Annotated in this window: 11 protein-coding genes; 8 read left to right on the forward strand and 3 right to left on the reverse strand. The window is 59.3% G+C overall.

Annotated elements, in window-relative coordinates; all coding sequences use genetic code 11:
• Positions 1–69 precede the first annotated feature (69 nt).
• The gene (locus C934_RS0100110; RefSeq protein WP_018854684.1) at positions 70–1,734 is read left to right on the forward strand and encodes a phosphoethanolamine transferase; all 1,665 of its coding nucleotides are present in this window, start codon (positions 70–72) and stop codon (positions 1,732–1,734) included.
• 79 nt (positions 1,735–1,813) lie between these two features.
• Here the strand turns inward: C934_RS0100110 and C934_RS0100115 are convergent, their stop codons facing one another.
• Positions 1,814–2,173, reverse strand: a complete 360-nt coding sequence (locus C934_RS0100115) for a response regulator (protein ID WP_018117053.1) — start codon at positions 2,171–2,173, stop codon at positions 1,814–1,816.
• Between the two features lie 198 nt (positions 2,174–2,371).
• Complete coding sequence (locus C934_RS0100120; RefSeq protein ID WP_018854686.1) at positions 2,372–3,157, reverse strand: IclR family transcriptional regulator; 786 nt, start codon at positions 3,155–3,157, stop codon at positions 2,372–2,374.
• Between the two features lie 258 nt (positions 3,158–3,415).
• On the opposite strand from C934_RS0100120, the gene C934_RS0100125 reads away from it, so the two are divergent.
• Both C934_RS0100125 and C934_RS0100130 read left to right on the forward strand, forming a co-directional pair.
• Positions 3,416–4,594, forward strand: a complete 1,179-nt coding sequence (locus C934_RS0100125; protein WP_018854687.1) for an amidohydrolase — start codon at positions 3,416–3,418, stop codon at positions 4,592–4,594.
• 217 nt (positions 4,595–4,811) lie between these two features.
• Positions 4,812–5,468, forward strand: a complete 657-nt coding sequence (locus C934_RS0100130; protein WP_018854688.1) for a CBS domain-containing protein — start codon at positions 4,812–4,814, stop codon at positions 5,466–5,468.
• Between the two features lie 10 nt (positions 5,469–5,478).
• Here C934_RS0100130 and C934_RS0100135 read toward each other — a convergent pair whose 3' ends face one another.
• Positions 5,479–6,591 carry an acetate/propionate family kinase gene (locus tag C934_RS0100135; RefSeq protein WP_018854689.1) on the reverse strand — a complete coding sequence of 371 codons (1,113 nt, stop codon included), beginning with the start codon at positions 6,589–6,591 and terminating at the stop codon, positions 5,479–5,481.
• A gap of 186 nt (positions 6,592–6,777) precedes the next feature.
• Between C934_RS0100135 and C934_RS0100140 the strand changes: the two genes are divergently transcribed.
• From C934_RS0100140 to C934_RS0100160, 5 genes are all read left to right on the forward strand, one after another.
• Entirely contained in the window at positions 6,778–7,641 is an 864-nt protein-coding gene (locus tag C934_RS0100140; protein WP_245267893.1) for a cysteine hydrolase family protein, read from the forward strand.
• Positions 7,642–7,823: 182 nt separating this feature from the next.
• Complete coding sequence (locus C934_RS0100145) at positions 7,824–9,263, forward strand: MFS transporter (protein ID WP_026371450.1); 1,440 nt, start codon at positions 7,824–7,826, stop codon at positions 9,261–9,263.
• Positions 9,264–9,303: 40 nt separating this feature from the next.
• A complete protein-coding gene (locus C934_RS0100150; protein WP_018854692.1) occupies positions 9,304–9,861 on the forward strand; it encodes a DUF924 family protein in 558 nt (185 codons plus the stop codon).
• Positions 9,862–9,892: 31 nt separating this feature from the next.
• Positions 9,893–12,490, forward strand: coding sequence for a mechanosensitive ion channel domain-containing protein (locus C934_RS0100155; protein ID WP_442965915.1), 2,598 nt, complete (start codon positions 9,893–9,895; stop codon positions 12,488–12,490).
• 121 nt (positions 12,491–12,611) lie between these two features.
• Complete coding sequence (locus C934_RS0100160) at positions 12,612–12,875, forward strand: hypothetical protein (RefSeq protein WP_018854694.1); 264 nt, start codon at positions 12,612–12,614, stop codon at positions 12,873–12,875.
• Positions 12,876–13,066: the final 191 nt, after the last annotated feature.

Here is a 13,066-nt window from a genome sequence, read left to right on the forward strand (position 1 = left end):
CGGCCATCAACTACAGATGATTCGATCCTGGTTCCGTCGACGCCAAAATCTGGACGCGGAGACGACCAATTGGAAGATAATGCCACCAAGGTCCGCCTGATCGAGCGGCGGCCCGCAATCGGCAGCGTGACGCTTTGCCTTGCTACGACTCTCTACCTGCTTCTTGTGACAAACAGATCGTTCTGGAGCACGGCCTATAGCTATTTTGCGGCCGATCATCTCTCGTTCGTGCTCTTTGTCGTCGGCATTTCGGCTGTGAGCATGGCAATCATCACGGCCTTCTCCGCCAAATATGTCACCAAGCCTTTTTTGATCTTCTTCGTTCTCGCGGCAGCCGCCGGCTCCTGGTTTACCGATCAGTTCGGCGTGGTCGTGGACAAGGAAATGATCCGCAACGCGGCGGTGTCGACGGGCGCGGAGGCAGGGCATCTGATAACGACGCGTTTTGCCCTTTATTTGATGCTCACTGGTATACTTCCGTCACTCGTCATCCTCTGGGTACGCATCCGGCATCGCCCGGTGCTGTCCAAACTTGCTCATAATACCGGCGTGATCGTGGCTTGCCTGGCTGTCTTCGTCGTGGTCGGATTCGGCGACTACCGTGCCTTTGCGGGCGTCGGGCGCGCCCACAGAGACATCCTCGACCGGCTGAACCCATTCGTACCGATCACCAGCACCATTCGCTTTGCGGTTTCGTCCGAGCAGGATGCGCATGTCGTCGCCGAGCCGCTCGGTACGGATGCGCATCGGGTGAACACTGCCGGCCTTAACAAGCCGCGCGTAACGATCATCGTTGCGGGCGAGACAGCGCGTGCCGATGACTTCTCGCTTGGCGGTTATGCGCGGAAAACCAATCCGGAGCTCGAAAAGCGGAACGTTGTCTATTTTCCGAAAACGACCAGCTGCGGCACAGCGACGGCAATTTCTATCCCGTGCATGTTTTCGGTCTATCCGCGAACAGCCTATACGCACCGGAAGGGCCTTGCGACCGAGAACCTCCTCGACGTGCTGAGCCATGCCAAGGTGGACGTATCCTGGCTGGATAATGACACCGGCAGCTATCATGTCACCGACCGGGTCCCGTTCACGTTCTTGCCGGAGTCGGCCGATCCACGTTTTTGCAAGGATGGTGAGTGCCTCGACGCTATCCTTCTCGACAAGGTCGACGATTGGCTCGACCACGTAAAGGGTGACAGCGTGCTGGTCTTGCACCAGCTCGGAAGCCATGGGCCAGCCTACTTCGCTCGTTATCCCGATGAATACCGACGTTTCGTTCCTGATTGCCAGGCGAATGATTTCGGCAGCTGCACGGCCGAAGAGATTACCAACGCCTATGACAATACGATCCTCTACACGGACCACATTGTCTCGACGGTCATCGATAAGCTCAAGCAGCATTCCGACAAGGTTGCCGGTGCAGCGATCTACGTGTCGGATCACGGTGAATCGCTTGGCGAAAACGGAATCTACCTGCATGGCGCGCCCTATATCGTAGCGCCGTCGCAGCAGACACACGTGCCGTTCCTGGCGTGGGTCAGTGACGATCTCGCGAAGGGGGCCGGCTTCGATATGAGTTGCATGGCTAAGCAGGCAGACAGGGACCGTTCGCACGACAACTTCTTCCACAGTGTGCTCGGGCTCATGGACGTGGCGACCAAGGCCTACGATCCGAATCTGGATGTTTTCGCCGGATGCCGCCGACAGGCGGATAAACTCGCAAGCCTTCAGCGATGAGACAGCGAGGCTGCTGCAACGCAACAGCCGGAATAGGCTCTATCGTTGTATCGATTGCCTCGGGATGCCAATCCAGCTCTCAGTGCTTGTGGTTTGCCGCTTTCATCCGCTCTGAAAGCTCGGAGAGCCCGAAGGGCTTCACCAGGAAATCGTCCGCGCCGCTTCGCAGGCCCTCGATCTGATCCGAAGTCTGGTCGTGCGCCGTCAGAATGATGACGGGGACGGAGTTCGCTTGTCGTCTAAGCGCCTTCAATAGGGTTAAGCCATTACCATCGGGCAAGCGCAGGTCGAGCAGGATGACGCCGTATTTGCCGGTTTCGGCCGCTTGGGTTGCTTCCGCGAGATTGAGGCACCAATCGACCGAATGACCGTCGGCCGCGATGTGATCGCGCACGGCGTCTCCCAAAAGGACGTTGTCCTCAACCAGCAATACGTTCACACGCTATCTCCCTTGAATGCCTGCCTTCCAGCGGCATCCTCCATGGCCATGACGGCGTCTATCCGTCGCCAGGACTAATGAGATCGCTAGCTGACAATGACCTTAAGGCTTTGCGGGGATCGGCATTAAACGCGGTTGTGATCCCGGCTTCCTCGGCACTGGCCTGCAGGTGAGAATATATGTCGGCGTGCTGCCAGGTCATGTCGGCATTCCGACGTCAGAACCGGCGAGCAGCGAAAGCTCGTTGGCGGTCTTCATCACCATGGTGATCGTCTGGCTGATATCGGGCGCTGCCGAGGCATTGACCAGCGCGATATAGGGGCAGGTGAGGGCCGCAATGCAGCGTCCGTCCGGCCCAAGGATAGGAGCGGAAAGGTTATTGACGCCTGCCGTCTGGGCGCTCGCCATCATTTCGTAACCGTGTTCGCGGATCTGGGCGAGGCGCTCGTAAAATTCCGGTCCGAGATTCACTTCCGCGCGGCTGCGCACGTGTTCCGCGATCATCATCTGCCGCTCTTCATCGCTTCGGAACGCAAGAAGCACGTGGCCGGAGCCGGTGTCGAAGAGACTGATGTGCGACCCGATGCGGATCGAGAGACCCCAGTAATCCGGCGCCTCGTGCTGCGCGATCACCACCGCCGAACCGCGGTCAAAGACGACCAGGTGGTTCGCCTGTTTGGTCTTCTGCGCTAGTTCACGCATCAATGGCATTGCGAAAGACGCCAGCCGGCGTGTTGGCGCGTGCAACTGGGCCAGCCCGAATAGCTTGAGTGTCAGTGTAAACCGGTCACCCTCCAGCTTCGTCACGTAGCCGCGGCGGACGAGGCGATCGAGCATGCGATAGAATTCGTTGGGGCTACGATCGAGACGCTTGGCGATCTCCGCCTGGGTCAGCCCTTCCTCGACGCTGGCCAAAAGCTCGAGGATATCGAGCCCCTTGTCCAGCGCCGGAGCGCGGTACCGATCAGCGTCATCTGCTTCCATCAATTTCTCCTGTGAATGCCACCTTACATATACAAATGCGTAGCTGCCGAAAAGCGCAGCGTGCAGCTCGGTTCGGTCGGTAGCGTCGCCTGTATATGAAAAGGAACCTCATATATGGGTAGGTGCTTGCCGGCGCGAACTGCCGATCCGCAGCGCGTGGCGGACCTTAGTAGTGAACTTCTTCATCGACTATGGAAAACGGGCAGGTTAGGCTCGCGCTCTTGAGGTGAGGCTGTTCGTGTTCCGAGGATTCTGGTGATGTTTTTGACTGATGGAGAACTAAGCGAAATCAAAGCGTTTCGACGGGAACTTCATCGCAATCCGGAAGTCTCGGGTGAGGAGGCGGAAACCGCATCCCGCGTTACAGAGGAACTCGGCCGCACGAGGCCAGATCGCATCGTTGCCGGCATCGGCGGCCATGGCCTCGCGGCCGTCTATGAAGGAGCGGCATCAGGTCCGACGATCATGATCCGTGCGGAACTGGATGGCCTGCCGATCGAGGAAATCTCCGATGTCGCGCACCGTTCGACGGTGCCGGGCAAGGGCCACCTTTGCGGCCATGACGGTCACATGGCGATCCTGATGGCACTCGCGAAGGGTCTTGGGCACGAGCGGCCTGCGAAGGGGCGGGTTATCCTGATGTTCCAGCCGGCCGAGGAGAACGGTGCAGGGGCAGCGGCCGTGCTTGCCGATCCGAAGTTTGCGACGCTGACGCAGGATCTATCGCTCTCGCTTCATAACTTCCCGGGTATCCGGCTCGGACACGTCCTTCTCAAGGAGGGGCCGGTCAATTGCGCATCGCGCGGAATGAAGATCATTCTAAAGGGTAAGACATCGCACGCCTCTTATCCGGAGCAGGGCATTGCGCCGACTTTCGTGCTGGCGCGGTTGCTCGGTGATCTGACGGCGTTGGGCAACAATGGGCCGCTGGGGCCGGACTACTCGCTGGTTACGGTCACACATGCGCGGCTCGGGGAGCCGGCATTTGGGATCAGTCCCGGCGAAGCGCAGATCTGGGCGACCCTGCGGACGCTGACCGATGAAGCGATGGCCGCGTTGGTTTCCCGCGCCGAGGAACTGGTGCAGACCCAGGCGAAGGCCGGGCAATTGCAGGTGGAGATCAGTTACGAGGACGTGTTCCGCCAGTGCTACAATTCCGCCGAAGCGGTCAAGGAGCTGCGGCGTGCCCTGGATGACGAGGGCGTCAGCCATGACGATGTCAGTAGCCTGCTGCCAATGAAAGCTTCTGAAGACTTCGGTCTGTTCCGGACTGTGGCGCCCGCAGCGATGTTCTTTCTCGGGGCGGGTGAAGATCATCCGCGACTGCACAACCCCGACTACGATTTTCCCGATGAGCTGATCGCGACCGGATCGCGGGTCTTCATGCGCGCCATCAGGAACATTCTCGGCCGAGCTACCCTCCGGCGGCCCCTGTAGTAGCTGCCGGACATTCCCGCCGGTGATTGGCCGATGGCGAGGACCCTGCTTCCGTTCCGTCGGCGCGGTGCCTTCGCATCTCCGGTCAAATTAGATCGCAATCCCTGATCGACTTGGGAGTGGATTTGCGCAATATTTTCAGCATCGGATGCATGCGCGGTTCGCGCAGCGTCACGTCGGAACCATTTGACTTCCTCCAGAGTGCAATGGGATTAGCATGTTTGCTCAAGACATCATGAACACCGACATCACAACGATCAGCGCCGATAGCAGCATCCATCAGGCAATAGACCTGATGGTTGCCAAGAATATCAGCGGCCTGCCTGTTATCGACAACGATGGCAATGTTTGTGGCCTGCTGACAGAAGGAGACCTCCTCCGGCGCATCGAGTTCGGTGGCGGCAGATCGGCCGGCAAGCCGGATGAGACGTCGCTCGTCGACCTCGACGACTATATCCGAAGCCGCAGCTGGCGGGTATCGGATGTCATGTCCGCAAGCGTGATCAGCGTGACGCCGGATACGCCGGTTGCGGCGATCGCCGAGGCGATGTTCCGGCACAAGATCAAGCGGGTGCCCGTCGTCAGCGACAAGCGCCTTCTCGGTATCGTCAGCCGTATCGATCTCCTCAAAGCAATCGTTGCGGCGCCGGCCGAGAGAACGGCAAGTGGTGACGATGCTCTCGCCCGCGCCATCCGCGCGCGACTGCAGGGTGACCTTGGTCTCGACACCGATGCGATCAAGGTATCGGTTCAGGATTCCAGAGCGGTGCTTGAAGGGACCGTATCGAGCGAACTGGAGCGGCGCGCCATCCGTGTCCTGGTAGAGAACCTCAAGGGCGTCAGCGGCTTCATCGACAAGCTCGGTGTTGCCTGATCGGAGATCCTCAGGCTACCGTACGGAGAAGCTTTTTCGCTTGTGTTGCCATCAGTCGTTCTTCGTTGGACGGGATCACTAGCGTTTTGAAATCACCCAGGAAGCGCAGCCTTCGCAGGATTGCCTCGCGGACAGGGGCGGCGTGCTCGCCAATCCCGCCCGTAAAGACAAGCGCATCGATGCCGCCTAGGGAGACGGCCATCATCGCGATATGCTGAGCCGTTTTGCGGGCAAAATACTCGAGCGCAAAGGCGGCTTTGGGATCGTCGCTTTGAAGCAATGCCTCGACGTCGTTGCTGATGCCGGACAAGCCTTTCAGGCCCGAACACTCATAGAGGATATCCTGGACCGCTTCGACGCCGAGCTCCAGGTCGTGGATCATGTAGAGAACGGCGCCCGGATCGATTGAGCCGCTGCGGGTTCCCATAGGAATGCCGTCGAGCGCGGTCATGCTCATCGTCGTATCGACGCTGACGCCGTTCTTCAACGCACAGAGGCTGGCGCCATTGCCGAGGTGGCCAACAACGACACGGCCGGCATGGAGGTCCGGATAGTCCTTGGACAGCACCTGAGAAATCCAATCATAGGAAAGCCCATGGAAGCCATAGCGGCGCATGCCTTTGTCGCGCATCTCCTGCGGTAGTGCGAAGCTGCTGGTCAGCTCGTCGTGGCCTGCGTGAAAGGCTGTGTCGAAGCAGGCAATATCGGGCGCTCCGCTCGCGATTCTCGCCGAAGCGGTGATACCGGCGAGATTGTGGGGTTGGTGAAGCGGCGCTAACGGGATCAGCGCCTCGAGCCGGCGCATCACATCCGGCGTGACAATGACGGGCTCTCGGAAGGTCTGCCCACCATGGACGACGCGATGGGCAACGGCTGTTGTGCGCCAGCCGTGATCGTGCCCGCCTATGAGCTCGGTCACCGCGCGGAGTGCTAGATTGTGATCAGTGCTCGCGGGCAGGGTACTTCGCGTCTCCTCACCATTGGGAAGCTTCGCACGCATCTCAGGCGTGTCACCAATACCGGTGACCTTGCCGCTCATCAGCACGTTTAGGTCCCGTTCCGCGAAGATCTGAAACTTCAGGCTCGATGAACCGGTGTTGAGAACAAGCAGCGTGTCGATCATCGAATTGTGCTCCGAGGCCGATCAAGAGAGTACAAAAGCGAGACGGTGTGTCAGGGCGTCGCAATTGCCCTGCGCCGGCACTGAGTACCCCTCTGCTGCGGCAGGGTGGCCGCAGAAGATGCAAGTGTCAAATTGTTTCTGTTTCAGGATTCGCGTATAACGAGTTCTTTCTCAGGTGGCGTTGCGGTGGATCAAATCCTGCCTTTATGCGGTTATGGTCGCCGGCTCTATTCCCGAGGGTTTGGACTTGCCGTGGTCGATGCGGGCAGACTCCAGCGTGTTATGGTTGTGGGCAGCTCGAGCACCACGCTACTCGATTTGGGAGGGATGGGAATGGAAATGCAGCTATCCATTGCTGCTCGCCCTGAAGCGGTCAGCTTCGATCCTAGCCGGACTGCCGTCATGGTCATCGATATGCAGAACGACTTCGGCTGCCGTGGTGGAATGTTCGATCGCGCCGGCCTTGACGTCGCGCCCATCGCGCATCTCGTTCAGCCGATTTCGCGGTTGCTCGAAGCGGCGCGGCGTAACGCATTGCTCATCGTCTACACCAGGCAAGAGCATAATGCGGACCTTTCCGATGCCGGTAACGAAGATGCTCCGCATCGCATCAAGCACAAGCGCCTGAATATCGGGGCAGCCGTGGTAGCCCCAAACGGCATCCAAAGCCAAATCCTGGTGCGCGATACCTGGAACACTGCAATTATCCCGGAACTCGAGCCCCAGCCAGGCGACGCCGTGATCTCCAAGCATCGCTACAGTGCATTTTTCGAAACGTCGCTCGATACCCTCCTTCGCGCCAGGAGGATCAACACGCTCATCTTCACCGGTGCCACGACCAGCATCTGCGTTGAGTCCACAGTCCGTGACGCGACTTTTCGCGACTATCGTTGCATCGTGCTTAGGGACTGTACGGCAGAACTAATCGCGGCTGACACAATGCGCAGCAACCATGAAGCGTCGCTGCTCGCAATCGAGCTGCTCTTCGGTTGGACAGCGGAGTCCGAGGCGGTGATTGACGCCTTATCCAGAAGTGCAAAAGCCGGGTAGGGGGCAAGCCGCAACCGCCGCTGATCGGTGCCCCTACTCACAAAATCCTCTGAGATCTCAGGATTTTTCTCTTTTCGGGTTGCGTCGATCGGCCTATCAAGCGGTAGTGCTGTTCGGCACGCCTCGGATCCCGCTTCTGTGTCCATTCTATCCGGATGCATCCATTCCACATCGGCAGATCAATGACAGCTATGCAGACGACTGAGAAAGACGATGTGGAGAGCATCCGCAGGGCAAAGATCGTCGCGCTGGTCGTTGCCGTTTCGTTTTTCATGCAGATTCTCGACGGCACCATCGTCACCACTTCATTGCCGCAGATGGCGGCGAGTTTTGGCGTTCAACCGATATCCATGAGCATCGGCATCACGGTCTATATGCTGACGATGGCGGCCTTCATTCCGCTTTCGGGATGGCTTGGGGATCGATACGGCGCACGGCGCGTCTTCATGGCCTCGATCGCCGTCTTTACGATCGCATCGCTCTTCTGTGGGCTCTCCGATGGGCTTGCGGAGTTTGTCATCGCCCGCGCGGTGCAGGGCGCGGGCAGTGCGCTGATGACGCCGGTCGGCCGGATCATTGTCCTCAAGAATGCCCGCAAATCGGAGCTCGTCCAGGCGATCGCGCTGATAACCTGGCCGGCGCTGACGGCTCCCGTTGTCGGTCCGCTGCTCGGCAGCTTCATCACCACCTACGCAAGTTGGCATTGGAACTTCCTCATCAATGTGCCGATCGGGGTGCTCGGCATGGCGCTGGTTCTTCGTTTCGTGCCGGAACAGCGCGAGGAAGATGCCGGGCGGCTGGATTTACTTGGCTTCGTTCTCAGCGGCGGCGGATTGACCTTCCTGCTGGCAGCACTTGAGTTCTCGGTGAAATGGCATGGCGGGCTGGTACCAATTTTGCTGATGCTGGTGGCAGGGCTCGTGCTCTCGGTCATGGCGACCCGGCATTTCCGGCGAGTCAGCAATCCATTGCTCGATCTGTCTGCCTTCAAAGTGCAAACCTTTGCGATCGCGACCCTTTCAGGCGGGACGGCGAGCCGTCTCGCGATCAACGCGACGCCCTTCCTCTTGCCGCTCCTCTTCCAACTCGGATTCGGATTGAGCTCGATCGAAGCGGGTGCCTATCTGCTGGTCTACTTTCTCGGAAACCTCGGCATGAAGGTCGTCACGACACCGCTGCTCGCCAGGTTTGGATTTCGCGCGGTGCTCTTCTTCAACGGGTTGATTGCTGCATCGGCGATTGCCGCCTGCGGCTTTCTCGTACCCGAGACGCCGCGTATTGTTATCTACGTGCTGTTGATGACCGCGGGTCTCTCGCGCTCAATGGAATTCACGGCACTGAATACACTGGCCTTTGCCGATATCAGTTCTGCACAACGCAGTTCGGCTTCCACTCTGTCGAGCATGCTGCAGCAGATTTCGATGTTGCTCGGCGTGGCGATCGCGGCGGCGGTGCTCAACATCTCCGTCGCCTTGCGCGGTGTCGAGGGGCCGGGGCTCGTCGATTTCCGATGGGCGTTTCTTGTCGTCGGCGCAATCGGCATCATCTCGTCAGTGAGCTTCCTGCGGCTGGTGCCGGATGCAGGCGCCGAGGTGTCGGGTCACAAGATCGGCACGAAATAGTTGGCCGCCGTGCAGTCCGGCGGCTCTCGCGGGAGGAAATATGGAACTCGGATATGTCTGCACGCCACAGGAGGTCTTCGACTTCTGGTTCGAGGAGTGCGGCCGCGATCAATGGTTCAAAGCGACGACGGCGCTTGATCGGGATATTCGCAAGCGCTTCCGCGACACGCATCTTGCGCTCTCGCGCGACGTGTCGGAGGAGTGGCGTGCGACGCCCCACAGCAGGCTTGCCGCAGTAATCGTGCTGGACCAGTTTCCTCGCAACATCTACCGCACGACACCGCTCGCCTTTGCCACCGATGGGCTTGCGCTGCGGGAAGCAAAGCTTGCCGTGGAAGCTGGCGCCGACCAGCAGGTCAGCCCGGAATGCCGGACGTTTTTTTACATGCCCTTCGAGCACTGCGAAGATCTGGCCGAGCAGGATCGTGCCGTGGCACTGTTCAGGGCGCTTGGCGATGAGGAATATATCGACTATGCGCTTCGCCACCATAAGGTGATCGCCGCCCACGGTCGATTTCCGCATCGAAACGCCATCGTCGGACGACAATCGACCGTGGCAGAACTAGAATATCTGGCACAGCCGGGTGCAGGCTTCTGAGCGCGTCGCCTTTCTGTTGCCTTTCTTTCTTATGAAAAACTGGACTCCAATTTTGATCCAGAACCTTCCGAGCGGGGATATTTTGCGGCCGACCCAACTCTTGCTTCGCATTTTCCTAGTCGCTGCGCTGGCGACCGTTGGCGCGAGCCTTGCAAGCGCGCAGGCGCCTCAACCGCAGGCCGAGCAACAGCCCCAGGCGACCGAGCAGGCTTCAGTTGCTGACGGTCCGATCGAGCAGGCCGCTAAGGCGCTGGAGAAGGCAAAGCAGGACCTCGTCGCGCTCGAGGACGGCGTAAGGCAGAAAGGCGACGATGACGACGCGCTGGTGGCTCTCGCCGGAAAGACCGACGAACTTGGGCGCTCGGTTCTCAACATATCCGTCGGCCTCCGGCCGCGGCTCGACCAGATCAAGAACCGCCTTGGCGAGCTAGGCGATCCACCAAAGGAAGGGCAGCCGGCCGAAGCGGAGATCGTTACGACCGAACGCAACGCCCTGACGGCCGAGCGCGCCCAGATTAACGCCGTTACCGGTGATGCCGAGACCCTGTCTGCTTCCATCAGCAAGCTTGGTAACGTTATCGCTGAAACACGCCGACAGCTTTTCGCCGCGACCTTGCTGCGACGCACCGATGTCTCGGTTTCTGTTATTGACGATGCGGCGCGCGCCTTCGTCCAAGAGGGGTCGGAGTTTGTCCAAGCCCTTGGAAGCTGGCTTGGATTTGTACTGAAGTTCAAGGCTTTCGCGTTCTTCGCGGCCATCTTCATGTCGCTTGTGACGGCGTTGGTGCTGTTGTCCGGCGGTTACCGCATCTTCGGTCGCTACCTGCAGCGTAAGGAAACGGACGAGCAGCCCTCCTATATCAATCGTCTCTCGATTGCTTTCTGGTCGACGCTGATCCGGACGTTCGCGCTTACTACGCTCCTGGTGACCTCCTATTTCTTCCTCAACAGTTTCAACGTTCTGAGACCGGATATCGCGCCGATCATCGGGGCGCTCTTCGGTGCGATCGGGTTGATCTATTTCGTCAGGCGTTTCACCAATGCGGTGTTCGCACCGAAGGAGCCGCAATGGCGTCTCGTCAAGCTTTCCAACCGCGGTGCGAGTTCCATCGGAGCCTGCTTGCTCGCGATGGCCATCGTCAATGCGCTTGACTACCTCTTCGGCAGCATCAGCGAGGCGATGGGGTCCCCACTCGTCCTGACCGTGGTCAAAAGTTTGATTGCGGCATTGATCATCGGCTTCATTCTGATTGCTGCCTCGTTTGGCAGGCCGATGCTGGCGCGAAATGGCGATCCTGACGCGCCGGGACGCCATTGGCCGCGGGGCATGGCGATCATTCTGCGCGTCCTGGGTGCGGGGCTGATCATAACCGCGCTGACTGGTTATGTCGGGCTTGCGCGCTTTGTTGCGACCCAGTTGATCATCACCGGCGCGATCATCGTCACGACCTATATCGGTCTCCTGTCGGGCAAAGCGATTTCACGCAGCGAGACTTTTGGCGAGACATCGCTTGGTCGTTTCCTCCAAAAGCGTTTCAAACTCGGCCCTGTTGCCATCGACCAAGCGGGCCTGTTGGTTGGCATGTGCATCTCGGCCGTCGCGCTGATAGTTGGGATTCCGCTGGTGCTGCTCCTGTGGGGCTTCCACATCCAGGATCTTGAACTTATCGCCTATCGCCTTCTCACGGAGGTCAGGCTGGGTGGGATCAGCATTTCGCTGGTCGGGATAATGACTGGTGTCCTTCTCTTTGCAGGCGGCTACCTGCTGACGCGCTGGATCCAGCGCTGGCTCGACAGCAACGTCATGGCGCGGAGCCACGTCGACCTCGGCGTTCGAAATTCGGTCAAGACAGGAATCGGCTACCTTGGCGTTGGTCTTGCGGCGATTGTCGGCGTTTCCGCTGCGGGCATCGACCTCTCAAACCTCGCGCTCGTTGCCTCGGCGCTTTCGGTCGGCATCGGTTTCGGCCTCCAGAACATCGTGTCGAACTTCGTTTCCGGTCTGATTTTGCTCGTAGAACGGCCGTTCAAGGTCGGCGACCACGTAGTTTCCGGTACCGCTGAGGGCATCGTGAAGCGCATCTCCGTGCGCGCAACCGAGATCGAGACATTCCGAAAGCAGTCGATCATCGTGCCGAATTCCGAGCTGATCAACGCATCGGTCGGTAACTGGACCCATCGCAACAAGATGGGGCGCTCCGAAATTCCGGTTTCGGTGAGCTACGATTCCGATCCGCAGAAGGTGATGGACATCCTGCTGGAGCTGGTGAATGCCGTGCCTGTCGTCCTGCGCAATCCTGAGCCGCATGTCGAGTTCCTTCGCTTCGGGCCGTATTCGCTGGATTTCGAGCTTCGCTTCATGCTTGCTGACATGGGGGACGGCCTGAAGGTCCGGAACGATCTCCGGATCGCGATCCTCAAGAGATTCAGGGAGGAGGGCGTCCAAATCCCGCTTCCGCAAAGCGATGTCGTATTCCATCGCCAGCCGGACCAAGTCGGAGGGGCAACTCCCGCAAGCAAGGCGCCGGCGAAGATCGAAGATGTCTCCGAGACGAGCGAAATGGACGACGAGGCCGGCACTGTGCGCCGGTTGCGCGGTAAGTCGGCTGATGGCAATCTCAAGGGGTAAAGGCGTTGTTCAGCGATCGTTCAGAGCGGTCGCCGTATAACGCCTGCAATCGGGTTTTCGCTGCTGGGGGCAGCAGCGCCGAGACGCTCCGAGGGAGGGCGCAACATCCGCGCCGCACTGCATGGCAAGATTTGCCGTCGTACTGCTTTTTTTGCTCATGGCCGTAGGCCAAACTCACGCAGCTTCCATCACCAATACCGATAGCGCCGCTGTTGTGATCGTCCTTTCCGAGGGCGGTCACAAGATGCAGCTCGTGCTCGATCCTGGTGCATCCGAGACGTTCTGCCAGTCGGGCTGCTTCATCACAACGCCTGACGGTGATCGCATCGGGCTCGATGGCGGCGAAACGATCGACATCATCAAGGGATCGGCCGTCGTAAAGTGAACGACGGCGCGCTCTGATCACAATTTTTGTCCACGGATTTTCGACCAAAGGCCTTTTGCGGCTTGCCTATTTGCAGGCAGTCGCGGCAAGCTTTTCGCATGTCGTAAACAGGCATTTGGCAAGCCCGGCCTCGCTGCATAGTTCGCTAAGGCGATTTCCGTCGGCGGCATTCGTCGGACAGGTTAGTAGAA

It is taken from the genome of Rhizobium sp. 42MFCr.1, assembly GCF_000377185.1.
Lineage (GTDB): Bacteria > Pseudomonadota > Alphaproteobacteria > Rhizobiales > Rhizobiaceae > Rhizobium > Rhizobium altiplani.

What these genes read in the sequence shown, in the direction of transcription:
- C934_RS0100145 (WP_026371450.1), top strand. Translation starts at nt 7,824, where the DNA reads ATGACAGCTATGCAGACGACTGAGAAAGACGATGTGGAGAGCATCCGC.
- C934_RS0100130 (WP_018854688.1), top strand. Translation starts at nt 4,812, where the DNA reads ATGTTTGCTCAAGACATCATGAACACCGACATCACAACGATCAGCGCC.
- C934_RS0100135 (WP_018854689.1), bottom strand. Translation starts at nt 6,591, where the DNA reads ATGATCGACACGCTGCTTGTTCTCAACACCGGTTCATCGAGCCTGAAG.
- C934_RS0100150 (WP_018854692.1), top strand. Translation starts at nt 9,304, where the DNA reads ATGGAACTCGGATATGTCTGCACGCCACAGGAGGTCTTCGACTTCTGG.
- C934_RS0100125 (WP_018854687.1), top strand. Translation starts at nt 3,416, where the DNA reads ATGTTTTTGACTGATGGAGAACTAAGCGAAATCAAAGCGTTTCGACGG.
- C934_RS0100155 (WP_442965915.1), top strand. Translation starts at nt 9,893, where the DNA reads ATGAAAAACTGGACTCCAATTTTGATCCAGAACCTTCCGAGCGGGGAT.
- C934_RS0100160 (WP_018854694.1), top strand. Translation starts at nt 12,612, where the DNA reads ATGGCAAGATTTGCCGTCGTACTGCTTTTTTTGCTCATGGCCGTAGGC.
- C934_RS0100120 (WP_018854686.1), bottom strand. Translation starts at nt 3,157, where the DNA reads ATGGAAGCAGATGACGCTGATCGGTACCGCGCTCCGGCGCTGGACAAG.